This is a genomic window from Devosia sp. P2_G7, assembly GCF_056403495.1.
The window spans coordinates 99,287-124,822 of record NZ_JBFUFI010000013.1 but is presented as its reverse complement, the minus strand read 5'-3'; the positions used below and the strand labels follow the sequence as shown (position 1 = coordinate 124,822).

The 25,536-nt window shown below is 65.9% G+C and carries 22 protein-coding genes; 18 read left to right on the top strand and 4 right to left on the bottom strand.

What is annotated here, in order from left to right; translation table 11 throughout:
* The first annotated feature begins 4 nt into the window (after positions 1-4).
* The 4 genes from AC1DWU_RS19540 (at position 5) to murJ (ending at position 8,984) form a co-directional block, all read left to right on the top strand.
* Entirely contained in the window at positions 5-1,633 is a 1,629-nt protein-coding gene (locus AC1DWU_RS19540) for a glycoside hydrolase family 43 protein (protein WP_477151674.1), read from the top strand.
* A gap of 135 nt (positions 1,634-1,768) precedes the next feature.
* Positions 1,769-4,444: a DNA mismatch repair protein MutS gene (mutS, locus tag AC1DWU_RS19535; protein ID WP_477151673.1), complete on the top strand. Its 2,676-nt coding sequence runs from the start codon at positions 1,769-1,771 to the stop codon at positions 4,442-4,444.
* The gene (locus AC1DWU_RS19530; RefSeq protein WP_477151672.1) at positions 4,425-7,226 is read left to right on the top strand and encodes a [protein-PII] uridylyltransferase; all 2,802 of its coding nucleotides are present in this window, start codon (positions 4,425-4,427) and stop codon (positions 7,224-7,226) included. Before mutS ends, AC1DWU_RS19530 begins: the two co-directional genes overlap by 20 nt.
* Before the next feature lie 195 nt (positions 7,227-7,421).
* Positions 7,422-8,984 (top strand): murein biosynthesis integral membrane protein MurJ, encoded by a 1,563-nt coding sequence (gene murJ / locus AC1DWU_RS19525; RefSeq protein ID WP_477151671.1) that lies wholly within the window; start codon positions 7,422-7,424, stop codon positions 8,982-8,984.
* A 3-nt stretch (positions 8,985-8,987) separates the two neighbouring features.
* Here murJ and AC1DWU_RS19520 read toward each other — a convergent pair whose 3' ends face one another.
* The gene (locus tag AC1DWU_RS19520; RefSeq protein WP_477151670.1) at positions 8,988-9,557 is read right to left on the bottom strand and encodes a helix-turn-helix domain-containing protein; all 570 of its coding nucleotides are present in this window, start codon (positions 9,555-9,557) and stop codon (positions 8,988-8,990) included.
* 105 nt (positions 9,558-9,662) lie between these two features.
* Between AC1DWU_RS19520 and AC1DWU_RS19515 the strand changes: the two genes are divergently transcribed.
* The 9 genes from AC1DWU_RS19515 to AC1DWU_RS19475 all read left to right on the top strand — a co-directional run bounded on the left by AC1DWU_RS19515 (position 9,663) and on the right by AC1DWU_RS19475 (position 16,800).
* Complete coding sequence (locus AC1DWU_RS19515) at positions 9,663-10,850, top strand: glycine C-acetyltransferase (RefSeq protein WP_477151734.1); 1,188 nt, start codon at positions 9,663-9,665, stop codon at positions 10,848-10,850.
* Positions 10,847-11,869 (top strand): L-threonine 3-dehydrogenase, encoded by a 1,023-nt coding sequence (gene tdh, locus AC1DWU_RS19510; protein ID WP_477151669.1) that lies wholly within the window; start codon positions 10,847-10,849, stop codon positions 11,867-11,869. The genes AC1DWU_RS19515 and tdh overlap by 4 nt, the downstream gene beginning before the upstream one ends.
* A gap of 62 nt (positions 11,870-11,931) precedes the next feature.
* Positions 11,932-12,975 (top strand): tryptophan--tRNA ligase, encoded by a 1,044-nt coding sequence (trpS, locus tag AC1DWU_RS19505; protein WP_477151668.1) that lies wholly within the window; start codon positions 11,932-11,934, stop codon positions 12,973-12,975.
* 85 nt (positions 12,976-13,060) lie between these two features.
* Positions 13,061-13,537: a universal stress protein gene (locus tag AC1DWU_RS19500; RefSeq protein WP_477151667.1), complete on the top strand. Its 477-nt coding sequence runs from the start codon at positions 13,061-13,063 to the stop codon at positions 13,535-13,537.
* A gap of 78 nt (positions 13,538-13,615) precedes the next feature.
* Positions 13,616-14,173: a NifU family protein gene (locus AC1DWU_RS19495; RefSeq protein ID WP_326867316.1), complete on the top strand. Its 558-nt coding sequence runs from the start codon at positions 13,616-13,618 to the stop codon at positions 14,171-14,173.
* 229 nt (positions 14,174-14,402) lie between these two features.
* Entirely contained in the window at positions 14,403-15,008 is a 606-nt protein-coding gene (gene tsaB, locus AC1DWU_RS19490; protein ID WP_477151666.1) for a tRNA (adenosine(37)-N6)-threonylcarbamoyltransferase complex dimerization subunit type 1 TsaB, read from the top strand.
* On the top strand, positions 15,005-15,481 hold the full coding sequence (gene rimI, locus AC1DWU_RS19485; RefSeq protein ID WP_477151665.1) for a ribosomal protein S18-alanine N-acetyltransferase: 477 nt from the start codon (positions 15,005-15,007) through the stop codon (positions 15,479-15,481). Before tsaB ends, rimI begins: the two co-directional genes overlap by 4 nt.
* An 87-nt stretch (positions 15,482-15,568) precedes the next feature.
* A complete protein-coding gene (locus AC1DWU_RS19480) occupies positions 15,569-16,003 on the top strand; it encodes a Fur family transcriptional regulator (RefSeq protein WP_477151664.1) in 435 nt (144 codons plus the stop codon).
* Positions 16,000-16,800 (top strand): lysophospholipid acyltransferase family protein, encoded by an 801-nt coding sequence (locus AC1DWU_RS19475; protein ID WP_477151663.1) that lies wholly within the window; start codon positions 16,000-16,002, stop codon positions 16,798-16,800. The genes AC1DWU_RS19480 and AC1DWU_RS19475 overlap by 4 nt, the downstream gene beginning before the upstream one ends.
* A gap of 2 nt (positions 16,801-16,802) precedes the next feature.
* On the opposite strand, the gene AC1DWU_RS19470 is transcribed toward AC1DWU_RS19475, so the two are convergent.
* Positions 16,803-17,174: a VOC family protein gene (locus AC1DWU_RS19470; RefSeq protein ID WP_477151662.1), complete on the bottom strand. Its 372-nt coding sequence runs from the start codon at positions 17,172-17,174 to the stop codon at positions 16,803-16,805.
* Positions 17,171-18,358: a trans-sulfuration enzyme family protein gene (locus AC1DWU_RS19465; protein WP_477151661.1), complete on the bottom strand. Its 1,188-nt coding sequence runs from the start codon at positions 18,356-18,358 to the stop codon at positions 17,171-17,173. Before AC1DWU_RS19465 ends, AC1DWU_RS19470 begins: the two co-directional genes overlap by 4 nt.
* A 94-nt stretch (positions 18,359-18,452) precedes the next feature.
* On the opposite strand from AC1DWU_RS19465, the gene miaB reads away from it, so the two are divergent.
* The 4 genes from miaB (at position 18,453) to AC1DWU_RS19445 (ending at position 22,494) form a co-directional block, all read left to right on the top strand.
* Entirely contained in the window at positions 18,453-19,865 is a 1,413-nt protein-coding gene (gene miaB, locus AC1DWU_RS19460) for a tRNA (N6-isopentenyl adenosine(37)-C2)-methylthiotransferase MiaB (protein WP_477151660.1), read from the top strand.
* A 27-nt stretch (positions 19,866-19,892) separates the two neighbouring features.
* Positions 19,893-20,927, top strand: coding sequence for a PhoH family protein (locus AC1DWU_RS19455; RefSeq protein ID WP_477151659.1), 1,035 nt, complete (start codon positions 19,893-19,895; stop codon positions 20,925-20,927).
* Positions 20,927-21,400, top strand: a complete 474-nt coding sequence (gene ybeY, locus AC1DWU_RS19450; protein WP_477151658.1) for an rRNA maturation RNase YbeY — start codon at positions 20,927-20,929, stop codon at positions 21,398-21,400. The genes AC1DWU_RS19455 and ybeY overlap by 1 nt, the downstream gene beginning before the upstream one ends.
* A 164-nt stretch (positions 21,401-21,564) precedes the next feature.
* The gene (locus AC1DWU_RS19445; protein ID WP_477151657.1) at positions 21,565-22,494 is read left to right on the top strand and encodes a hemolysin family protein; all 930 of its coding nucleotides are present in this window, start codon (positions 21,565-21,567) and stop codon (positions 22,492-22,494) included.
* Between the two features lie 142 nt (positions 22,495-22,636).
* Here the strand turns inward: AC1DWU_RS19445 and AC1DWU_RS19440 are convergent, their stop codons facing one another.
* Positions 22,637-23,689, bottom strand: a complete 1,053-nt coding sequence (locus tag AC1DWU_RS19440; RefSeq protein ID WP_477151656.1) for a serine hydrolase domain-containing protein — start codon at positions 23,687-23,689, stop codon at positions 22,637-22,639.
* A 158-nt stretch (positions 23,690-23,847) separates the two neighbouring features.
* Between AC1DWU_RS19440 and lnt the strand changes: the two genes are divergently transcribed.
* Positions 23,848-25,461, top strand: a complete 1,614-nt coding sequence (gene lnt / locus AC1DWU_RS19435; RefSeq protein WP_477151655.1) for an apolipoprotein N-acyltransferase — start codon at positions 23,848-23,850, stop codon at positions 25,459-25,461.
* Positions 25,462-25,536: the final 75 nt, after the last annotated feature.

Below are 25,536 nucleotides of genomic sequence, written 5' to 3'. Positions count from 1 at the left end.
TCACATGCCCACCATCCGCAATCCCATCCTCCCCGGCTTCAACCCCGATCCCTCGATCCTGCGCGTCGGCGAGGATTACTACATCGCCACCTCCACCTTCGAGTGGTACCCGGGCGTGCAGATCCATCATTCCAATGATCTGGCCAACTGGGAGCTGGTCACCCGCCCGCTGACCCGGGCCAGCCAACTCGACATGCGTGGCGATCCGGATTCGTGCGGCATCTGGGCGCCGTGTCTCAGCCATGACGGCGAGCAGTTCTTCCTCATCTACACCGACGTGAAGCGCAAGGACGGCTCGTTCAAGGACGCGCACAACTACCTCGTCACCGCTCCCTCGATCGAAGGCCCGTGGTCCGACCCGGTCTACATGAACTCCTCCGGCTTCGACCCCTCGCTGTTCCACGACACCGACGGCAAGAAGTGGTTCGTCAACATGCTGTGGGACCATAGAACCCGCCCGCTGCTGTTCGCCGGCATCGCGCTGCAGGAATACGACCACGCGCAGAAGAAGCTCGTCGGGCCGATCAAGAACATCTACCAGGGCACCGACCTGAAGCTGGTCGAGGGCCCGCATCTCTACAAGCGCAACGGCAAGGACGGGCAGCCCTGGTACTACCTGCTGACCGCCGAGGGCGGCACCGGCTACGAGCACGCTGTCACCTTCGCCCGCTCGCGCAATATCGATGGGCCGTACGAAACCCACCCGATCCAGCACATTCTCACCGCCAAGGACGCGCCGCTCAACGCCGTGCAGCGGGCCGGCCATGGTGACATCGTCGAGACGCCGGATGGCAAGACCTTCCTCGTCCATCTGATGGGCCGCCCCACCACCCAGAAGCGCCGCTGCGTGCTCGGCCGAGAAACCGGCATCCAGGAGGCCTATTGGGGCGCCGACGACTGGCTGTGGGTGAAGAACGGCCCGGTCCCCTCGCTCGAAGTCGAAATCCCCGGCACTCGCGATGACGCCGGCTACTGGGCCGAGCAGCGCTACAGCTTCGACACGCTGCACCAGGACTTCCAGTGGCTCCGCACTCCGGAGACGGAGCGCATCTTCAAGGTCGGCGACAACAAGCTGACCCTCTTCGGCCGCGAGTCGATCGGCAGTTGGTTCGAGCAGGCGCTGGTCGCCCGCCGCCAGACCCATTTCTCCTACGACGCCGAAGTCACCCTCGACTTCTCGCCTGTCGACGAACGCCAGTTCGCCGGCCTTACCGGCTACTACGGCCGCTACAACTTCCACTACCTCACCGTCACCGCGCATTCGGACGGCAAGCGCGAGCTGCTGATCATGAGCTCGCTCGCGTCGCACCCCGACGGCCGGCTTAGCTACCCGGCCGCCCCGGTTCCGCTGCCACAGGACGGCCCGGTGCGTCTCAAGATCGAGATCCGCGGCCCAAAGCTGCAGTTCTTCTACGCCGCAGGCGACGCCAGGGCCGCCGGCAACTGGCAACCGGTCGGCGGCACGCTCGACGCCTCGCTCCTCTCCGACGAATGCGGCGGCCACGCCGAACACGGCAGCTTCACCGGCGCCTTCGTCGGCATGGCGGCATCGGACTTGAACGGGACGGCGAAGGAAGCGGTGTTCTCCGACTTCGTCTACCGGCCGGTGCGGGATCCGAGCGACCGGTACTGACGATCACCAAGTCCGGTGCGGGTACGTGTCCCGCACCGACGGTAAGTGGACTTGGGGAAGCAACCCGCGACTCAGTTGCCCGCCACCCCCAAACCCCCTAACGTCCCGGCCTCCCTGTCTCCGCCGCCGAGCCCGATGGACCAAGCGCCCTATAACGCCCCGAGTGCTGCCGACAGCGCGCCTATCACGCCAATGATGTCGCAGTTCCTCGAGATCAAGGCGGTCAATCCGGGCTACCTGCTGTTCTACCGGATGGGTGATTTCTACGAGATGTTCTTTGAGGACGCCGAGATCGCCAGCCAGGCGCTCGGCATCGTCCTCACCAAGCGCGGCAAGCACCAGGGCAACGACATCCCGATGTGCGGCGTCCCCATCCACGCGGCGCAGGACTACCTGAAAAAGCTCATCGGCCTCGGCCATCGCGTCGCCATCTGCGAGCAGGTGGAGGACCCGGCGGAAGCCAAGAAACGTGGCTCCAAGTCGCCGGTGAAGCGCGACGTCGTGCGTCTTGTGACTAGGGGAACAATTACCGAGGACGACCTCCTCCCCACCCGCGGCTCGGCCTATCTCGCCTCCCTCAGCATGGTCCGCCACGGCGAGACGGATTTCGCCCTCGCCTGGGCCGATGTTTCGACCGGCGAAACCGCGGTGCTCGACGTCTCGGTCCTCGCCCTCGCCGATGAACTCGCCCGCATTGCCCCCGCCGAACTGCTGCTCACCGAAGCAACCCGCACCGCCCTCGCGGATGGCAAGATTCCGCTCCCCGACGCGGCTCTTGTCAGTCTCGACACATCCGCCTTCGACAGCGAACTCGCAGTTAACCGGATCACCGCCGCCTTCCCCGCCGGCGAAGTCGACCCCACCGCCTACTCCCGCGCCGGCCGCGCTGCTCTCGGCGCTCTCCTCGACTACATCAGCGATAGCCAGAAGGGCGTCCCCGTCGCCCTGCGCCCACCCGCCGCGGAGCGCCTCTCCGCCCACATGGCGATCGATGCCGCGACCCGCGTCTCGCTCGAGCTGCTCGAAACCCAGCGCGGCCAGGAGAAAGGCTCGCTCCGCCACGAGATCGACCTCGCGGTCACCCCGCCCGGCTCGCGCCTCCTCGCCCGCCGCCTCGCCGCCCCCCTGCGCGATGCCAACCAGATCAACGCCCGCCTCGATGCGGTGGAAAGCCTCGTCGCCGATGGCCTCCTCACCCAGCGCCTGCGCGGCGATCTCAAGTCCGTCCCCGATCTCACCCGCGCCCTCACTCGCCTCGCGCTCGGCCGCGGCGGCCCCCGCGATCTCCGTGCCACCGGCGGCGCCATCGCCGCCGCCATCGCCCTCGCCGATCGCCTCGCCACCCTCGACCGCCCGCCCGCCGATCTCAAATCCATCGCCGTTCGCCTAGCCGACGCCCCCGCCGCACTGGCGGCCGAGCTCACCGCCGCCATTGACGACGAACCGCCGCTGCTCGCCCGCGACGGCGGCTTCGTCAAACGCGGCTACGATGCCCCGCTCGATGCCGAACGGGCGCTGGCCTCGGAAACCCGCGCCGTCGTCGCCGCCCTCCAGGCCCGCCTCATCGACGAGACCGATGTCCGCTCGTTGAAAATCCGCCACAACGGCGTGCTCGGCTATTTCGTCGAGGTCCCCGCCGGCCATGGCGGCAAGCTCCTCGAGCCGCCGCACCGCGATACCTTCATCCATCGCCAGACCATGGCCAACGCCATGCGTTTCACCACGGCGGAACTGGCCGAGCTCGAAGGCCGCATCGCCAAGGCGCACGACGCGTCCCTCGCCATCGAAGCCACCATCTTCACCCGCCTCGCCGAGGCCGTCGCCGCCGAGAACACGCGGCTCCGGGCGATCGCCGACGCGCTGGCCGAACTCGACGTCGCCGCCGCCCTCGCGCAGCTGGCGATGACCCGCAACTTCTGCCGCCCCACCATCGACGACGGCCTCGCCTTCTACATCGAGGGCGGCCGCCATCCGGTGGTCGAAACCAATGTCCGGGCCCAGCACGAAGTGTTCGTCGAGAACGGCTGCGACCTCACCGGCGGCGCGCTGTGGCTGGTCACCGGCCCCAACATGGGCGGCAAGTCCACCTTCCTGCGCCAGAACGCGCTGATCGCCATCCTCGCACAGATGGGCAGCTATGTGCCCGCTTCCGCCGCCCACATCGGCGTCGTCGACCGCGTCTTCTCCCGCGTCGGCGCCAGTGACGACATCGGCGGCGGCCGCTCGACCTTCATGGTCGAGATGGTCGAAACCGCGGCCATCCTCAATCGCGCCACGCAGCGCTCCCTCGTCATCCTCGACGAGATCGGCCGCGGGACGGCCACCTTCGATGGTCTGAGCATCGCCTGGGCCGCCGTCGAGGCACTGCACGATCAGACCGGCTGCCGCGCCCTGTTCGCGACGCACTTTCATGAGATGACTGCGCTTTCGAAGACCCTGGCGCGCGTCACCAACCACACCATGAAGGTACGCGAGTGGGAGGGCGAAGTGGTGTTCCTGCACGAAGTCGCCGACGGCGCCGCCGATCGCAGCTACGGCATCCAGGTGGCCAAGCTCGCCGGCCTGCCTGAATCCGTGCTGAGCCGTGCACGCCAGGTATTGGGCGTCCTCGAACAGCGCTCTTCCGGCGGAAAAGCCGTCGTGCTAGACGATCTGCCGCTCTTTGCGCATCAACCGCCCACCCCGAAGGCGGCCGTTAATCCCATCCATGACATGCTCGATCAGGTGCGCCCCGACGACCTTACGCCCCGCGCGGCCATCGACCTGATCTACGAGCTTAAGAAAATCCGCGATGCAGCTCGCCGAAATTGACGTCCGACCGCGAAAACCGGCCTTCCAGCTTACGGCCGCCGACACCATCCTGGGCGATATCCGCCGGCTGACCGCAGGGCTGGACCCCAAATCCGCCGCCGCCCGCAGCCTCGTGCTGGCGCATGTACGCTCCGTCCTCGCCGCGGCGCGAGTTGGCGCCGAGGCCGAGCTGATGGCCACCGGCAAGGGCACGCGCTGCGCCATGAACTTGAGCGCCGCTGAAGACGAGATCATCCGCGCCGTCCACTATTTCGCGGTCCGCGACGTTTACCCGGTCGACAACCCCTCGGGCGCCGAGATGATCTCGATCGCCGCGGTCGGCGGCTATGGCCGCGGCACGCTGGCGCCCGGCTCCGACATCGATCTGCTGTTCATCCTGCCCTACAAGCAGACGCCCTGGGGCGAGCAGATCACCGAATACATCCTCTACATGCTGTGGGATCTCGGCCAGAAGGTCGGCCACGCCGTGCGCTCGGTGGACGATTGCATCCGCATGGCCCGCTCCGACATGACGGTCCGCACAGCGACGCTCGAAGCCCGCTACCTCACCGGCGACAGAAAACTCTTCGACGAGCTGATCCATCGCTTCGAAACCGAGATCATGCCCAAGACGGGGCCGGAGTTCATCGCCGCCAAGATGGCCGAACGCGACGAACGCCACCGCCAGATGGGCAACACCCGTTACGTGGTCGAGCCCAACATCAAGGACGGGAAGGGGGGCCTGCGCGACCTCCACGCCCTGTTCTGGATCGGCAAGTACTTCTACCGCGTCAAATCCAGCGCCGAACTGGTCGGCAAGGGCGTGCTCAGCGGCGAGGAATACCGGCTGTTCCAGCGTGCCGAGGATTTCCTCTGGGCCATTCGCTGCAACCTGCATTTCCTCACCGGCCGGCCCGACGAGAAGCTGACCTTCGACGTGCAGCCCGATCTCGCCGCCCGCCTCGGCTACAGCGATCGCGCCGGCATGCTCGGGGTCGAGCGCTTCATGAAGCGCTATTTCCTCGTGGCGAAAGACGTCGGCGACCTCACCCGCATCTTCTGCACTTCGCTGGAGTTCGATCACGCAAAGCCCCTCGATATGGTCGGGCGCGTGCTCGCTCCGTTCAAGCGCGGCAAGGTGGCGATCAAGGGCGAGACGGATTTCGTCATCGAGGGCGGCCGGCTAAACGTTGCTGGCCCCGACGTCTTCCAGAAGGACCCGCGCAACCTCATCAAGGGCTTCATGCTGGCGGGGCGGCACGATGCGCACCTCCACCCCGACGCCATCAAGCTGATCCGCCGCTCGTTCAAGCTGATTGGCCATGACCTCCGGAACGACAAGCAGGCCAACGCCTGGTTCCTCGAGATCCTCACCGCCCCGACCTATGTCGAGCGCATCCTGCGCCAGATGAACGAAGCCGGCGTGCTCGGCCGCTTCGTGCCCGAGTTCGGCAAGATCGTCGCGCTGATGCAGTTCAACATGTACCACCACTACACCGTGGACGAGCACTTGATCCGCGCCGTCGGCGTCATGGCCGACATCGCCAATGGCGGCCTCCGCGAACAGCTGCCGCTGACCCATGAACTGCTGCCGCATCTCAACGACACACGCCTGCTCTACGTCGCGCTGTTCCTCCACGATATCGCCAAGGGCCGCCCCGAGGACCACTCGATCGCCGGCGCCCGCATCGCCAAGAAGTTCTGCCCGCGCCTCGGGCTCGATGCGGCCGAAACCGACACCGTCTCCTGGCTGATCGAACATCACCTGTTGATGAGCGAGATCGCCCAGAGCCGCGATATCCAGGATCCCGAGACGGCCCGTTCCTTTGCCGATGTGGTGCAGTCGCCGCAGCGGCTGGCGCTGCTGATGATCCTCACCGCCTGCGATATCCGCGCGGTGGGCCCCGGCGTCTGGACCGGCTGGAAGGGCTCGCTGCTCCGCTCGCTCTACTATGCCACCGAGCCGCTGCTCTCGGGTGGCCACAGCCAGGTCACCCAGCGCGATCGCATCGAGGCGGCGAAGACCGTCTTGCGCGGCGCGCTTTCCACCTGGCCCGCGCCAGAAGTCGAGACCTATCTCGGCCGCCACTACGACCACTATTGGCTCCGCGCCGAGCCTGAACTGCAGGTCGAGCACGCCCGGATGATCCGCGTCGCCGACCAGGCCGGCCAGATGTTCGCCGGCTCGATCCGGATCAAGTCGTTCGAGTCGATCACCGAGGTCTCGTTCTACACCCCGGACCATCCGCGGCTCCTGTCGCTGATCGCCGGCGCCTGCACCATGGCCGACGCCTCGATCATTGGCGCGCAGATCTTCGGCACCCGCGATGGCCGCGCGGTCGACACCTTCCGCCTCCGCCGCTCGTTCACCTCCGATGAGGATGAGAAAGTCCGCGCCACCCGCATCATCGATACGGTGAAGCAGTTGCTGCAGGGCAAGCGTCAGGTGCTGATCGACCTCGGCAAGGAAAGCCGCCACAACAAGCGGCTGAAACCCTTCACCCTGCCGGCGCAAGTCGCCGTCTCGAACACCATCTCGGAGAAGTTCACGGTCATCGAGGTCATGGGCCTCGACCGCACGGGCCTGCTCCACCAGCTCACCCGCCAGATCTCCGACCTCAACCTCACCATCGGCTCGGCCCATATCGGCACCTACGGCGAAAAGGCCGTCGACGTGTTCTACGTCACCGACCTCACCGGCCACAAAATCGAGTCCAAAACCCGCCAGAAAAAAATCCACGACGCGTTGCTGGCGGTGTTCCAACCCATCGAGGAAAAGGCGGGCAAGGTGGCTAATGGGTGACGTGCACCGGGATAGCCCGGCGCTCACAAACACCCCCCGCCCTGTCCCTCCCCCTCAAGGGGGGAGGAGACCCTCCGAATCTGCCTTCGCGGCCTTGCACTCAGTGCAAGTGTTGGCGTCTCCCTCCCCCTTGAGGGGAGGGGACAGGGGTGGAGGTACTCTTCCCGCACCGCCCTCTCCGCTGGAGGACTTGCGTTGAGCCTCTACCGCAACTTCCTCTCCGTCGGCGGGCTCACCCTCGTCTCACGTGTCTTCGGCTTCGCCCGTGATGCGCTGATGGCGGCCGTGCTCGGCATCTCGCCCGTCTCCGACGCCTTCAACGCCGCGTTCCGCTTCCCTAACCTGTTCCGGCGGCTGTTCGCCGAGGGCGCTTTCAACACCGCCTTCGTCCCAATGTTCTCCACCGCGCTCGAGACCGAGGGTAACGAGGGCGCGAAGGAACTCGCCGGCCGGATCATGAGCTGGCTGGTCGCAGCGATCCTCGTCGTCACCATCCTCGTCGAGATCTTCACCCCGCAGATCATGGTGTTGTTCGTTCCCGGCTTTGTCGGTGACGCGGAGAAGTTCGACCTCACGGTCTTCCTCACCCGGATCATGTTCCCTTATCTCGCTTGCATGTCGCTGATGGCGGCCTATGCGGCGATCCTCAACAGCCTCGGCCGCTTCTTCGCCGCCGCCTTCGCGCCGATCGTGCTCAACATCGTCAATATCGGCGCGCTGATCCCGCTCGCCATCCTGACGCTCGAGGCGCCGGATACCGCCTTCTGGGTGGCCATCGCCACCATGCTCGGCGGCATCGCCCAGCTCGTACTGGTCTATTGGGCCATCCGCCGCGCCGGGTTCGTGCCGAAACTGCGCTGGCCGCGGTTCGACACTGAAGTGCGGCGCTTCTGGATCCTTGCGGTGCCGGCGATCATTGCGGGCGGCATCACCCAGATCAACATCTTCGTCGGCACCATCATCGCCTCGGGCGCCAACGAGGTGATGTCGATCATCTACAATGCCGACCGGCTGTATCAGCTGCCGCTCGGCATCATTGGCATCGCCATCGGCACGGTGCTGCTGCCGGAGTTGAGCCGCCATCTCGGTGCCGGCCGCGAACTCGAAGCGCGGCAGAGCCAGAGCCAGTCGCTGTTCCTCTCGATGCTGCTGTCGATGCCGGCCGCCGGCGCGCTGATCGCGCTCGCGCTTCCAGTGGTCCGGGTGCTGTTCGAGCGCGGCGAGTTCGGCGCAACCGACAGCGTCAACGTCTCGCACGCGCTGCTCGCCTTCGCCGTCGGGTTGCCAGCCTTCGTGCTCATCCGCGTGCTGCAGCCCGGCTTCTTCTCGCGCAAGGACACCAAGACCCCGACCTGGTTCGCCTTCGTCTCGCTGATCATCAACATCGTACTGTCGCTGGCGCTGTTCCCGACGCTGAAGCACGTCGGCATCGCTCTCGCCACCTCGATAGCCGCCTGGGCCAACGTGGTGCTGCTCGCCATCTTCCTAGGCCGCCGCGGTCACTTCACCATCACCGCCGCCGAATGGCGCCAGCAGGGCATGATCCTGCTGCTCACGCTGGTAATGTCTGGCGCGCTCTATGGCCTTGTGGTGCTGCTGGGGCCAGTGTTCGACCCCGGTTATTCGTTCCTAGCCCAGGCGCTGGCGCTGTTCGCCCTCTGCGTGTTCGGCGCGGGGCTCTACTTCGCGCTCGCGCACATTACCAGGATACAGCCTCTCGGAGGGCTGCTGCGGCGCCTGCGGCGGCACAAGGCCTGAGGCCTACTCGTACACCACCACCATCAGCGCCCGAGCCGGCTCACGCCCCTCATTGGCAATCTCGTGCTCGACATCAGCCCGATACCGAGCGGTTTCCCCCGAACCGAGCACCTGCTCCCCCAGCGCCGTCTTCACCCGCAGCCCATCGGTCTGCGCCGTCAGGTGCTCGTAGGTCCCGGCGGCGTGCGGCGCGCTATGCAGCCGGCTGCCAGGGGCGATCTCCACTTCATACCACTCGACCCGCCCGGCCATGGCCGTCGGGCTCAAGATCCGCAGCCGCCAATGCCCCTCCGGGCTGTTGATCTCAGGCGTCAGCGGCACCGTCACCACGTCCACCGGCGCCGCCCGGCGATGCGCCGCGCCGCCCGCGATCAGGTCGGCGAGGTCGATCTTCAGCGCCTGGGTCAGCCCCCAGAGCACCGCGAAGGTCGGGTTCGATTCGCCCCGTTCGATCTGGCTCAGCATCGAGCGCGACACGCCCGAAAGCGCCGCAAGCCGCTCCAGCGTCAGGTGCCGCGCCTTGCGTTCGCGCTGAATGATCGGGCCGATATCGGGAGCTTCGGTGCTTGCCATGCCGCCTTTATCTCCGAGCAGATTGGCCGTGCCAAGCGGAAATTCCGCGCTCACTTGACTATTCGTCCGTTATAGCGGAATTTCCTCCATATCGGAGGAATGACCATGCAAGCCGGCTATCTCGACCACCTGAACACTGTCCTCGCCGACATCGAAGCCCAGGGCCTGATGAAGCGCGAGCGCCAGATCACCTCGCCGCAGGGCGGCCGGGTCACGGTCGCCGGCCGGCAGATGGTCAACCTCTGCGCCAACAACTATCTCGGCCTCGCCGACCATCCCGCCATCGCCGACGCGGCCGCCGAGGCGCTGGAGCAGTACGGCTTCGGCATGGCCTCGGTCCGCTTCATCTGCGGCACGCTCGACCTGCATCGCGAGCTCGAAACAGCCACCGCCCGCTACCTCGGCAAGGACGACGCGATCCTCTTCGCCGCCTGCTTCGATGCCAACGGCGCGCTGTTCGAGACCCTCCTCACCGAGGACGACGCCATCATCTCCGACAGCCTCAACCACGCCTCGATCATCGATGGCGTGCGGCTGAGCAAAGCCAAGCGCTACCGCTTCCAGACTTCCGACATGGACGATCTCGAAACCCAGCTGAAGCAGGCCGTCGCCGACAACGCCCGCTTCCGCCTGATCGTCACCGACGGGGTGTTCTCGATGGACGGCTATGTCGCGAAGCTCCCCGAGATTCGCGCCCTGGCCGACAAGTATGGCGCCATAGTTGCGGTCGACGATTGCCACGCCACCGGTCATCTCGGCCCGGAGGGTCGCGGCACCGGCGCGCTTACTGGCGCCGAGCCCGACATTATCACCGGCACCTACGGCAAGACGCTAGGCGGTGCCATGGGCGGCTTCATAACCGGCCCGCAGCCGGTCATCGACCTTCTGCGCCAGCGCGCCCGTCCTTACCTCTTCTCCAACGCCCTCGCCCCCGCCGTAACGGCCGGTTCGCTGAAGGCGATTGAAATTGCACGATCTGCCGACGAACTCCGCTCAAACCTGACGCATCTAAGCCATCGATTTAGAACCGGTTTGACCGAAGCCGGCTTCGATCTGCTCCCCGGCGTAACCCCCATCATTCCCGTCATGCTCGGCGAAGCCACACTCGCGCAGAACCTCGCCGCGGCCCTCGACAAGCGCGGCGTCTACGTCGCCGGCTTCTTCTATCCCGTTGTTCCGAAAGGCAAAGCCCGCATCCGCACGCAGATGTCCGCCGCCCTGTCGGAGGCCGACATCGACTTCGCCATCGCCGCCTTCACTGAGGCCGGCCGCGAACTAGGGATCATCTCGTGAAAGCCCTCGTCAAAGCCAAACGAGAGCCCGGAATCTGGCTCGAAGACCGCCCAATCCCGGATATCGGCCCCGACGATGTGCTTGTAAAGGTTCACAAAACCGGCATCTGCGGCACCGACATCCACATCTACAACTGGGACGACTGGGCCCAGAAAACCATCCCCGTCCCGATGATCACCGGCCACGAATACTCCGGCGAAATCGTCGCTCTGGGCGCCGACGTAAGGAACCTGAGTATCGGTCAACGCGTCTCCGGCGAGGGCCACGTCGTCGGCATGAAGAGCCGCGCCAGCCGCGCTGGGAAGTTCCACCTCGACCCCGACACCAAGGGCATCGGCGTCAATCTTCCCGGGGCTTTCGCCGAGTTCGTGCGGATCCCGGCCTTCAACATCATCCCGCTCCCCGACGCCATCGACGACGAGATGGGCGCCATCCTCGATCCGCTCGGCAACGCCGTCCACACCGCCCTCGCCTTCGACATCGTCGGCGAGGACGTGTTGGTCACCGGCGCCGGCCCGATCGGCATCATGGGCGCCGCGGTCGCCCGCCATGTCGGGGCCCGCCACGTCGTCATCACCGACGTGAACCCGGAGCGCCTAGCGTTGGCTGCAGAAGTCGCCGACGTCGTGCCGGTCAACATCACGACGCAGAACCTCCGCGAGGTGATGGACAAGCTCGGCATGAAGGAAGGTTTTGACGTCGGCCTCGAGATGAGCGGCGCCCCCGCTGCACTGGACCAGATGATCGACCACATGGTGATGGGCGGCCGTATCGCGCTGCTCGGCGTACCGGCGCGGCCGTTCATCTTCGACCTCGGCAAGATCGTGTTCCGCATGATCACGCTGCGCGGCATCTACGGCCGCGAGATGTTCGAGACCTGGCACAAGATGCTGGCCATGCTCGAGTCGGGGCTCGATGTCCGCAAGGTCATCACCCGCCGGATGAGCGCCGACGACTATGCCGAGGCGTTCAAGCTGGCGGCCGGCGGCGAGAAGGGCAAGATCGTTCTCGAGTGGTAGGTGGCTTGCGCGCGGGGGCGCTCATCGGCGATAAGCCCAGCTTCACACTGGATTTATCGGTTATGGCTTTCACTCCGCGCGTCTTTTCCGGCATCAAGCCGTCCGGCGACCTGCACCTGGGCAACTATCTCGGCGCCATCCGGCGCTTCGTGCCGCTGCAGCAAACGCATGAGACGATCTACTGCGTCGTCGACATGCACGCGATCACGGTGTGGCAGGACCCCGAAGACCTGCGCCGCTGGACCTACGAGATTGCCGCGGCCTACATCGCGGCGGGGCTCGATCCGAACAAGTCGATCATCTTCAACCAGAGCCAGGTGGTCGAGCATGCCGAGCTGGCCTGGATCTTCAACTGCGTGGCGCGCGTCGGCTGGATGACGCGCATGACCCAGTTCAAGGACAAGGCCGGCGCCGAGGGTGGCGAGAACTCCGAAGCGGTGTCGCTCGGGCTCTTCGCCTATCCCTCGTTGATGGCGGCCGACATCCTGCTCTACAAGGCCACGGCCGTGCCGGTGGGCGATGACCAGCGCCAGCACCTCGAGCTGACGCGCGATATCGCCAAGAAATTCAACCACGATTTCAGGCAGCAGATCAAAGGCCTGGGCGTGAAGGATGACTTCTTCCCCCTGACCGAGACGCTCTCCACCGGCCCGGCCATGCGCGTCATGTCGCTCAAGGACGGCAAGAAGAAGATGTCGAAGTCGGACAGCTCCGACATGTCGACCATCTACATGATGGATGACGCCGACACGATTGCGAAGAAGATCAAGCGCGCCACTACCGACGCCGATGCGCTGCCGACCGAGGCCGCGGGCCTCGCCGGCCGGGCCGAGGCCGAGAATCTCGTCGCCATATACGCCTCCCTCTCCGATACCTCGGTCGATGGCGTGCTGGCCGAGTTCGGCGGTTCCGGCTGGGGCAAGTTCAAGCCGGCGCTGGCCGATCTCGCGGTATCGGTGCTCTCGCCGATCGCCACCGAGATGAAGCGGCTCGTCGCGGACAAGGGCGAGATGGACCAGATCCTCCGTCGCAACGCCGATCGCGCCCGTGCCATCGCCGTGCCGATCATGGACGACGTGCGCAAGATCGTCGGCTTCGTCCGCTGATCTCGCGCGCCGCTTGCGGCCCCGCCGCGCATTTGGAACAATGCCGCATCTTCCGAGCTGAAGGTGCGGCGCTTTGGCTGACAGCATGAGCGAATACAAACGCAAGTTTCTCGTCGTCATCGACGAGAGCAAGGAAGCCGATCGCGCCATTACCTTCGCCGCCAACCGGGTGAAGCGCACCGGCGGCACGGTGGTGCTGCTCTCGGTCATCGACAGCCAGGATTTCACCCAGTTCCTCGGCGTCGAGGAAGTGATGCGCGCCGAGGCCCGCGAGGAAGCCGAGCGCATGCTCGACGCCAAGCGCGCCCGCATCGGCCAGATCGGCGAGGGCATCCGCACCGAGACGGTGATCCGCGAGGGCGACCTCGTCAGCGAGATCGAACGGCTGGTCGCCGAAGATCCCGGTATCGCCATCCTGGTGATCGCGGCGGCCGGCGGCAAAGAAGGCCCCGGGCCGCTGGTCAGCGCCTTTGCCACCCGCGCCGGCCAGGCCGCCCTGCCGGTCATCGTCACCATCATCCCCGGCACCATGACCGACGAGCAGATCGTCGCGGTGACCTGACGCGCCGCGCCAAGGCCTTGCGTTTCGGGCTCCAAAACACTACTTTGGAATTGTTCTAACACGAGTCCGAAACGCCCGATGTTCATCCAGACCGAAGCGACGCCGAACCCGGCGACCCTGAAATTCCTGCCCGGCCGTGATGTGCTGGTCGGTGAACCGCGCGATTTCCGTCAGGCCGAATCGGCGGCGATTTCGCCGCTGGCCGCCGCCCTGTTCGACGTCCCCGGCGTCGAAGGCGTGTTCCTCGGTTCCGACTTCATCTCGGTCACCAAGGACACGGCCGAGTGGAGCCACATCAAGCCGGCGATCCTCGGCGTGATTATGGAGCACTTCCTCTCCGGCAAGCCCGTGCTCGCCGACGGCACTGCCGAAGTGGTGGCCGGCGAAGAGTTCTTCGAGGAGGGCGATGCCGAGACCGTCGAGGTGATCAAGGAACTGCTTGCCACCCGCGTGCGCCCCGCCGTCGCCATGGATGGCGGCGACATCACCTTCAAGGGCTTCAAGGAGGGCACCGTGTTCCTCCACATGCAGGGCGCCTGCTCGGGCTGCCCGTCCTCGACCGCGACGCTCAAGTCCGGCATCGAGAACCTGCTCCGCCACTTCGTCCCCGGCGTCGAGGCCGTGCAGCAGGTCTGAGCCTCGGTTCAGCGGTAGAGTTTCCGATCGCCCGGCCCCCATGCCGGGCGATTTGCTTTTGAGGCACTCGTTCCGCCACTTACCGGATGTCATCCCTCCGGAAGCAGGGACCCAACTCACGTCCTGCGTCCGCTGCCGCTTGAGTCCCAGCTTTCGCTGGGATGACATCGAGTGTGGGGAGAGGTCCGATGGTGATGACAATCCCTGCGCCAACCCCTATCTCTCCCTCATGTCCAGCGTCCTTCTCGCCATCGATACCGCCGCGCCGCGCCTGCAACTGGCACTGCTACTGGGCGAGCGCGCCGATGCGCTGGTCGAGGACATGGCGCAGGGACAGGCCGAGCGCATCTTTCCCGCGATCGACGAACTGCTGGCGCGCAATAGCGTCGCGTACAAAGACCTCACCCGGATCGCTGTCACCACCGGCCCGGGCTCGTTCACCGGACTCCGCATCGGGCTGAGCGCCGCGCGCGGGCTTGGACTGGCGCTGAGCATCCCTGTCATCGGCGTGCCCTCACTGCTGGCGCTGTCGCTCGGCACCCAATGCGACGCCACCGCCGTGCTGCTCGATGCGCGGCGCGATGAGGCGTATTTCCAGCTCTTCAGTGGTCCCGGCATTCCAGTAGGCGAGCCACAACTGCTGCCGATGGACGAGGCGCGTCGACGCGTCCCGCCCGGCGCCGCCCTCGTCACCTCGCCGCTGGTCGATATCGCAGCGCTGGCGCGTTTCGCCGCCACCGTCGATCCCGGCAACTATCCGCCCGAAGCGGCCTATGTTCGCGATGCCGATGCCAAGCCGCAGGAAAAGTTCCGCGTTGCGAGGGTCGGGCAATGAACTTCTGGCTCTCGCCCACCACCCTCCATGTCGAGCCGGCCCGTGGCGGCGATGCGGAGACGATCGCGCGGCTCCATGCCGAAGGGTTCTATCGCGGCTGGACGCGGGAAGAATTCGCCGCCTATGTCGCCGGCAAGGACACGCCGGTCTACGTCGCTTGCGACAGCCGGCGCCGCATTGCCGGGTTCGCCATGCTGCGGCACCTGGGCGAGGAGGTGGAACTCATCTCCATCGCGGTTGATCGCAAGTGGCGGAACAAGGGCGTCGGCCTGATGCTGATGCGGGCCCTGTTCGACGCCGTGCTGATGAGCCCCGCCAAGCGCATGCTGCTGGAGGTGGCCGCCGACAACACACCGGCGCTGAAGCTCTACGGCAAGCTGGGCTTCAAGACCGTCGGCGAGCGCAAGGGCTACTACCCGCGGCCCGACGGCACACCGGCGACCGCTATTGTCATGGCGCGTGATCTTGGCTAACCGAGTTCAGGAGCGTGATCGGGAAAAGTTGCAGACTTTTCCGGTTCGAGAGCGCGACCAAGGAAAGACCTTAACGGGGGACGCCCGATGAGCAAACCCGGTATTCAAACTCTCGAAGAGCAGTGCGCCCAGAAGGGCATGAGGATGACCGACCAGCGTCGCGTCATTGCGCAGGTCATCGAGCAGGCGCTCGATCATCCTGATGTCGAGGAGCTCTATCGTCGGGCCTCGGCGATCGACGTGCGGATTTCGCTCTCCACCGTCTACCGCACCCTCAACCTGTTCGAGGAAGCGGGGCTCGTCACCAAGCACGACTTCAAGGATGGACGGGCGCGCTTCGAGCTGATCCCCGACGAGCACCACGATCACCTGATCGATATCCGCTCGGGCAAGGTGATCGAGTTCCGCAACGAAGAGATCGAAGCCATCCAGGAAGTCATCGCCAAGCGGCTCGGCTACCGGCTGGTCGACCATCGGCTGGAGCTCTATGCTGTGCCGCTCAAGCCGGACGAGGCCAAATGATCCTCCGCAGCCTGTTTTTCATCTTCTGCTACGTGCCGTTCCTCATCGTGTTCGTGCCGCTGCAGTTCCTCGTCTCGCGCAGCCCATGGTTCAACAACCGGATTCCGCGCTGGTTTCACTGGTTCGGCTGCACCTTCCTCGGCATGAAGGTGAAGGTGATCGGCGAGCCCTCGCACGACCGCGCCACGCTGATCGTTTCCAACCACGTCTCGTGGACCGACATCATCGCGGTCGGCTCCAAGGCCGACGTCACGTTCGTTGCCAAGTCCGAGATCCAGAAATGGTTCTTTGTCGGCTTCATGGCCTCGCTGCAGCGCACGCTCTACGTCGATCGCAAGAAGCGCAGTGACGCCAAGCGGGTGAGCGAGGAGATGGGCAAGCGCATGGCCTCGGGTGGCGCCGTGCTGCTGTTCGCCGAGGGCCAGTCAGATATCGGCACCCACGTGCTGCCGTTCCGCTCGGCGCTGATCGGCGCCGCGCAGCACGCCATGGAAGATGCCGGCGCCGGCGAGGTGATGATCCAGCCCCTGACCATCGCCTACACCAAGCTCCAGGGCCTGCCGGTCGGCCGCACCGATCGCTCGTTTATCGCCTGGATCAAGTCCAAGTCGGTGAAGCAGAACATCAAGGAAATCCTGACCGGCGGCACCCGCGAGGTCACCCTCGCCTTCGGCACTCCCCGTCCGCTCAGCGCCGGCACCAACCGCAAGGAACTGGCCAAGCAGACCGAGAACGAAGTTCGCCGCATGCTCGTGGCGCTGAACCGCGGCACGCCGCTGCCGGTGGCGGCGGAGTAGGTTCAGTCCACCAGGCAGAAGTGGTTGCCCTCGGGGTCGGCCAGCACGGTGTAGCCGTCGGCTTCCCGCACCACGCCGGCACCGAGGCCAATGAGGCGGGCGCGTTCCGCGGCGCGGTCGGTCACCTTCACGTCGAGATGGATGCGGCCCTGGACCCGGCCGCGTTCGATCTCGTGGAAGCAGAGCGTCGGGCCGGGGCCGTCGACCATCACCACCGGATCGGTGTCCGGGGTGAGGCCGAGCGCCGCGAGGCGGGCGATCTCCTCGTCGTCATAGGCGCGCACCGCGTAGCCGGTCAGGACTTGAGCCCAAAACCGGGCAAGGGGCGCAGCGCGTTTGCAATCGAAGACGATCTCCTTCAGCAACCCGCTCATCCCAGTGCGCTCTCGAAATCGGCGATGATCGTATCGGCATCCTCGATGCCGACCGAGACCCGGAACACGCCTTCGCCGGCCCAGTCGCGGTAACTCCGCTCGTGGGTGATGGCGAAGGACGAGCGCAGGATGTCCTCGGTGGGGATGTAGAAGCACAGCGACTTGGTCTTGCCCAGCGACACCGCATAGCTGACGGTCTTCAGCCGCTCTGCCAGTTGCCGGGCCATGCCGGCGCTGTCCGACTTCACTGAGAAGCTCAGCAGCCCGGAGAAATTGCGCATCTGCCGGCGCGCCAGTTCCGCCTGCTCGTGGCTTGCGAGGCCGGGCCACAGTACCCGGCGCACCTTCTGGTGCTGCTCCAGCCACTCCGCCACCGCCCGTGCGTTTGCCTGATGCTTCTCCATCCGGAGGCCGAGCGTCTCGATGCCGCGCAGGATCAGGTAAGCCGAGAACGGCGACAGCACCGCGCCGTGGTGGATCAGCACGTCCTTGCGCAGCGCGGCGATGTCGTCGGCCCGTCCGATCACCGCTCCGCCCAGCGCATCACCGTGACCGCACAGGTACTTGGTCAGCGAGTGGCAGACATAGTCGGCGCCGAGCGCGATCGGGTTGGTGCCGACCGGGGTGGCGATGGTCGAATCCACCGACAGTTCTGCGCCGCCGGCGTGGGCAATCTTCGCTACGGCCGCGATATCGGTGAGCCTGAGGATCGGGTTGGCCGGCGTTTCGATATGCACCAGCCGGGTGTTGGGTCGCATCGCCGCCGCGACGTTCTGCGGGTCCGAGCTGTCGGCGAACGACACTGCAACCCCCTGTCGCGGCAGGGCGTGGCGCGCATACTCGGCGACGCCAGCGTAACAGACGTCCGACAGCACCAGATGGTCGCCAGCCTTGAGCGTCCCGGCAAACAGCCCGGTGATTGCCGCCATGCCGGAGGCAAAGCTCAGTGCCGCTTCACCGCCCTCGAGCAGCGCCAGGCGCTTCTCCAGCAGCTCCAGCGTCGGATTGCTCCAGCGGGTGTAGAAATGCGGGGCGTCGGCCTGGAGGTCCGAGGCGGAGAAGCCAACGGCGTCCGGATGGGTGAAGTAGGTCGTGGACAGCACCGGTGCCGGCGCCAGCGGCTCGCCGACGACGCGGGCGCCGTCGCCGCCATGCAGGGCGAGAGTATCGAGGTTCTTGGTCATGGGCGTTCTCCAGGCCGCGGAGGTTGCCCCAATCGGGCGTCTGCTGCCACCCCGGCTTTTGCACTCCCCGCCACTTCGGTGTATTCAGCCGCCCATGACCGAGCACACGCCCAAGAAGCTGTTCATCAAGACCTACGGGTGCCAGATGAACGTCTACGATTCCGACCGCATGGCGGATGCCTTGGCGCCGCACGGCTACGAGCCGGTGCAGGTGATGGAGGACGCCGACCTGGTCGTCCTCAACACCTGCCACATCCGCGAAAAGGCCTCGGAGAAAGTGTTCTCGGAACTCGGCCGGCTGCGCGACCTGCGCGAGGAGCGCCGGGCCAACGGCCAGGACCTGATGATCGGCGTCGCCGGGTGCGTGGCGCAGGCCGAGGGCGACGAGATCGTCCGCCGGGCACCGGCCGTCGACCTGGTGTTCGGCCCGCAATCCTATCACCGCCTGCCCCAGCTGATCGCCCGCGCCCATAATGGCGCGAAGGTGGTCGACACCGACTTCCCCGAGGAGGACAAGTTCGAGCATCTGCCGGCGGCGAAGAAGGAAGTCACGCTGGCGCGTGGGCTCACCGCCTTCCTCACCGTGCAGGAAGGTTGCGATAAATTCTGCTCGTTCTGCGTGGTGCCCTACACTCGTGGCAGCGAAGTTTCGCGCCCGGTCGAGCAGGTGCTGCGCGAGGCGCAGAACCTTGCCGAAGCCGGCGTGCGCGAGCTGACGCTGCTCGGCCAGAACGTCAACGCGTATCACGGCCTCGATGCCAAGGGCCGCAGCGTCGGCCTCGGTGAGCTCTGCTATCGCCTGTCGCTGATCTCGGGTATCGCCCGCATCCGCTACACCACCTCGCACCCCCTCGACATGACCGACGAGCTGCTCGAGGCGCATCGCGACCTCGATGCACTGATGCCTTACCTGCACCTGCCGATCCAGTCCGGGTCCGACCGCATCCTCAAGGCGATGAACCGCCGCCACACCCGGGCCGAGTACATGCGCGTCATCGAGCGCATCAAGGCGGCGCGCCGCGACATGGCGCTGTCAGGCGATTTCATCGTCGGCTTCCCCGGTGAGACCGATGCCGATTTCGAAGAGACCATGCAGGTCGTCAGGGATGTCGGCTATGCGTCCGCCTACACGTTCAAGTACTCGATCCGTCCCGGCACGCCCGGTGCGACGATGGAGAACCAGGTCGCCGAAGCAAAAAAGACCGAGCGCCTGCAGCGCCTCAACGACCAGATCAACACGCAGATGCACGCGTTTCATCAGTCCGTTGTCGGTCGCACCCTGCCGGTGCTGATCGAGAAGGCCGGCCGCCAGCCCGGCCAGATCGGCGGCCGCTCGCCCTACCTGCAGGCGGTGCACATGGAAGGCGCGACCCGGCTGATCGGACAGATCATTCCGGTGGAGATAGTCGCAGCCCGGAATAATTCCCTCATTGGCAAGATTGTCACAGTTGCGGAACCGAATCCTGCTAGCGTTATTGAGTCTCGAGCCACCGCGGCCCATATCTGAGGCTGCCATTACGGAGCTACCAGAGATTTGAGCAGGCATTTGCCCCCGTCTTCCGACCACGGCCCATCCTCCCAGCTTGAACTCGCCTTCGAAGACAACAAGCTCGCCGCGCAACTCTACGGCGATTTCGACCAGCATCTTGCCCTGATCGAGCAGCGCTTGTCCGTGCAGGCGACACCGCGGGGTAACCACGTCATGCTGAAGGGCGGCGCGACCTCCGTCGATCAGGCACGGCGCGTCCTCGAGTCGCTTTACGAGCAACTCGAAGAAGGCGGGCCAATCGAGGTTTCAACCGTCGACGGCGTCATCCGGATGATCGAGACCGAGGACAGCCAGCTGAGCCTGCCCACGCTCGAGAAGAAGGGCAGGGTGCGCATGGCGCAGATCGCGACCCGCAAGGCGACCATCGTTGCCCGCACCCCGGCACAGGATGCCTACATGCGCGCCATGGACCGCTCCGAGCTGGTGTTCGGCGTCGGTCCGGCCGGTACCGGCAAGACCTACCTTGCGGTGGCCCATGCCGCGACGCTGCTCGAGCGCGGCGACATCAACCGCATCATTCTCTCCCGTCCGGCCGTTGAAGCCGGTGAGCGCCTCGGGTTCCTCCCGGGTGACATGAAGGACAAGGTCGATCCGTACCTCCGTCCGCTCTACGACGCGCTTTACGACATGATGCGCCCCGAGCATGTGGAGCGCTGCATCACCTCGGGCATCATCGAAGTGGCGCCGCTCGCCTTCATGCGTGGCCGCACGCTGGCCAACGCGGTGGTCATCCTCGACGAGGCGCAGAATACCACCTCGATGCAGATGAAGATGTTCCTGACCCGTCTGGGCGAGAACTCCAAGATGATCGTCACGGGCGACCCGACCCAGGTCGACCTGCCGCGTGGCGAAAAGTCGGGCCTGATCGAGGCGGTATCGCTGCTCGACGGCATCGAGGGCGTGCATATCTCGCGCTTCAACGACAAGGACGTGGTACGTCACGCGCTGGTTGGCCGGATCGTCCGCGCCTACGAGGCCGATACCGCCCGCCGGCTGGCCGAGAACAACACGAAGGCCTGATGCAAGCCCCATTATCAATCGCCTTCGCGGTCAACGCGGAGGGCTGGCCCGAAGACCTCGAGGCCATCGCCGAAACCGCTATCCGCGAAGCGCTGAAGCAGTCGGAGGCCAAGGTCGCCGGCGTGGCCGAGGTGTCGGTGGTGCTCACCGACGACGCCGAGCAGCGCGAGCTGAACCATCAATGGCGCGGCTTCGACAAATCCACCAACGTGCTGAGCTTCCCGCAGATCGAGCCGTTCGGTCCGGTCGCTGGATTGCTCGGCGACATCACGTTGGCGCGCGAGACGGTGGAGCGAGAAGCGGCCGAGATGGGCATCACCTTCGAGGCCCACTTCACCCACCTCGTGGTGCATGGCTTCCTGCACCTTCTGGGCTACGACCATATCGAGGAAGAGGACGCTGAGGAGATGGAGGGGCTCGAAACCGAGATCCTCGCGACCCTCGGCATTGCCGATCCCTACGCCGATAGCTAAATTACACCCTCCGATGAATTGAAGGCCGCACGCGGCCATACCCGATGAACGACTCCGACAGTCCGTCCGCGCCGCCCAAAAAACCGGCGCCCGCCAAATCCAACGGCGAACCTCCTTCTAGTCCCGCCCCCGCGGCCACGTGGGGGCAACGTCTGTGGCACTCGGTGCGCGGCCTCGTCGCCATGCGCACGGTTTCGCTGCGCGACGACCTCGAGGTCGCCCTCGAATCCGAGAACAACGGCGGCACCGCCGATTTCACCCAGTCCGAGCGGACCATTCTGAAGAACGTGCTCGACCTCGCCGAAAAGCGGGTCGAAGACGTGATGATCCCCCGCGCCGACATCGAGGCGATCGAAAACACCGAAACGCTCGGCGTGCTGGTCAGCCGCTTCCGTCAGGTCGGTCACTCGCGCATGCCGGTCTATTCCGACAGCCTCGACAACATCACCGGCTTCATCCACGTGAAGGATGCGCTGCGCCGCATCACCGAACCGGTGGTCGATCCGGAGGCCGCGGTGCCGGTCAAGCTGGTTTCGCCGCCGCTCCGCTCGAAACTCGAAAAGCTCGATATCGTGCGCCAGGTGCTGTTCGTGCCGCCGCTGATGCCGGTGGGCGACCTGCTGCAGCAGATGCAGCTGAAACGCGTCCATATGGCGGTGGTCATCGACGAATATGGCGGCACCGACGGCCTCGTCACCATCGAGGACCTGCTCGAAGCGGTTGTTGGCGAGATCGAGGACGAGCACGACGACGACGTGGCGCTGGTCCGCAAGATCAACTCCAACGTCTTCATCGCCTCGGCCCGTGCCGAACTGACCGAGGTGCGCGATGTCATCGGCCCGGATTTCGATCCGGGCGCCCACGCCGACGAGGTCGATACGCTCGGTGGTCTGGTCTTCGAACTGGCCGGCCACGTCCCGGCCAAGGGGGAGCACGTAAACGGCATCAAGGGCTTCGAGTTCGAAGTGCTGCAGGCCGATAGCCGCCAGGTCAAACGCGTCAAGATCAAGCGCACGAAGCAGCCGAAGCCACGGCCGCCGAAACCGCCGGTGACGAAAGCGCCCGAGGGCACGCAGGCTCCGGCCGCGGAGTAGCTTCGCCGAGCTACCAGCCCCACCGCCGTCATTTCCGCGAAGGCGGGAACCCTAGTGCGATATCGCAGCGCCAGGTGGGACCGAGGCATCCCACTGGGTCCCCGCCTTCGCGGGGATGACGGCGGTGGGTTGGGTGGCCTGGCTAGCCGGCTCGCACCACATTCCCCACCACGATCTCGCGCCAGATCCGCGCGGGCGTCACCCAGCGCTCGAACAGGTTGTAGTCGCCGGCGTTGATGACGCAGGCGATGCCGGCTTCTGGCGCCAGCCAGAGGCGTTGGCCGCCATTGCCGAAGGCGCCGATCCAGCGCAGCGGCTTGTCGTAGCCGGGCGCCGGCGCCTCGTGGATGTACCAGAGACGGCCGTAACCGAGCCCGTCCCAGGTCTGCACCGCCGGCGTCCAGGACGCCTCGATCCACGCTTCGGGCACCACCTGCCGCCCCTCGAACCGCCCGCCATCGACCAGCAGCATGCCGATCTTCAGCAGGTCCGGGGCGGTCAGCCGCAATCCGGACGCGGGCGACGCCACCCCGTCACTCCCCGCGAGCCAGTAGAAATCGGTGATCCCCAGCGGCGCGAACAGCGCTTCGCGGGCGAAGTCGGGCAGTTTCATGCCGGAGCCGCGTTCGATCAGCGCGCCGATCAGCGCCACGGCGCCGCCGGAATAGACCCATTTCTCGCCGGGTGCGCCGATGATCGGTCGGTCGAGTATGAAGCGGTAACGGTCCGACGCCATCTCCATGGCGATCTCGCTGTTGGTCGGGTCGGTGTAGGGTTTGTTCTCGTCCCACTCCATGCCCATGGTCATGCTGAGCGTGTGGGCCACCGTCACCTTGCGCCGCTCCGGGTCGGCGACGAGGTCAGGGTATTCCTTGAAGGCCTCGATCACCGGCGCGTCCAACGGCGGCACCAGCCCACGCTCCAACGCTATGCCGTAGAGCAGGCCGACGATGCTCTTGGTCACCGACCGGAGGTCATGCAGCACCTCAGGGCCGAACTGCACCCGGCCGAGCGGATCGCCCCAGCTCTCGTCCTCGCCCTCGAAATACTGTTCGAGCACCAGCTTGCCGGCGCGGCTTACCAGCAGCGCGTGGATCGGCAGCAGCAGCCCCGACTCGAACCCCGCAGCGAGCTTCCGTTCCAGATTGGCGGCGAACCCTGCCGCTTCAGGCGTTACCCTGTTCCAGTTCGTCACTGCCGTCTCCCTTGTTCTTTCGCTCGCGATGCTGCGGGGCACGGTCGAGCCAGTCGCTTGATCTCAGTTGCGCTGGTCCCGCCCGCGACGCCGTTGCCGTCTTGACCCCACGCTTCGACCCCGCGACCTTGCCACATGCCCTGTGATTCGAGCGCCGCATGACCTGGCTCGCCGAGACCGTGATGTTGAGCCACGGCTGGCGACGTTTCTTGATCCTCGTTGCGGCGGGGGCGCTGGCTGCGGCGTCGGTGCCGCCATTCTTCCTGCTGCCGACGCTGTTCCTGGCGCTGCCGGTCTGGGTCTGGGCCCTCGATGGCGCCGAACGACGCAGCGGCTGGCGACGGCTGGTCGGTCCGGCATTCCAGATCGGCTTCGCCTTCGGGCTCGGCTACTTCACAGTAGCGCTGCACTGGCTTGGGGCGGCGTTTTTCCAGGCAGGCGGCTTCTTCCTCATCCTGATGCCGTTCGCCATCGTCGGGCTCGCGGCCATCCTCTCGCTCTTCTGGGGATTGGCCAGTGCGCTGGCGCACATGCTGTGGTCGGGCGGCGCGTTCCGTATCGTTGCCCTCGCCAGTCTGCTAGCGCTGGCCGAGTGGGGTCGCGGCCACCTGTTCTCCGGCTTCCCCTTCGACCTCATCGGCTACGCGCTGACCGCCAATGACGAGATGCTGCAGCTCGCCTCGGTGATCGGCACCTACGGCCTCACCTTCCTTGCGGCGCTCATCGCCATGACCCCGGCGCTGATCTGGCCGGCCGACCAGCGCGGGCTGGTGCGACGGCTGGTCCCGTTCTTCCTCGCCGTGGCGGTGATTGCGGCGCAGGTGGCATATGGCAACTGGCGGCTCACCAGCACGACGCTGGTCGCGCGTACCGATATGAAGGTGCGCATGGTGCAGCCGATGATCCTCGATCACGCCGATTGGAGCGTGGCCGACCCCGATGCCATCATCAACCAGCTGATCAGCCTGTCGGAGACCAAGCTGACCCCTTCGGATCCCGGTCTATCTGGGGTCACGCACCTGGTGTGGCCGGAATCGGTGTTTCCGTTCTTCCTCACCAACTACCCGGACGGCATCGCTCGTATCGCTCGCATGCTCCCCGACAGCACGCTGCTGCTCACCGGCGCACCACGCGAACCGCTGGATGAGGATGGTCTGCCGATCCCCGACAATCCGGGCTTCAACTCGATCCTTGCCATCGACACGGCCGGCGAAGTGGTCGCCAGCTACGACAAGTCGCATCTCGTGCCGTTCGGCGAATACCTGCCGTTCCAGAGCTTCTGGCGGCTGTTCGGCATCAACCAGTTCGTGCCGGGCACCAATGGCTGGGCGGCCGGTGATGGCCGCCGGCTGATGACGCCGCCGGGCACGCCGCCCTTCCTGGCGCTGGTTTGCTATGAAGCGGTGTTCCCAGGCGATATCGGCGACCCGTCCGAAGCGAAGTTCATCCTCAACGTCACCAACGATGCCTGGTTCATGGGCTCGATCGGCCCGGCGCAGCATGCCCACCATGCGCGGATGCGCGCCGTCGAGACCGGGCTGCCGATGCTGCGGGCTGCCAACACCGGTGTCACGCTCAGCGTCGATCCGCTCGGCCGCATCGTCGCGCAGCTGGCGGAGAACCAGATCGGCGTCCTCGACGTGGTTCCATCCGAGCCACTGCCCGGCGGCACCATCTTCAATCGCATCGGCGACCTGCCGTTCTGGCTGGCCGTGGGCCTCGGCATTTTTGGCTCGCTTATTGCGGCGCGGCGGCCGCGCCGGGTCGCATGATTTTTCTCCGCAGCCGCCCCACGGAGACATAAAGCTTCCTTTATATCACTTGACCCAGCGAGGACCGAGTGGCAG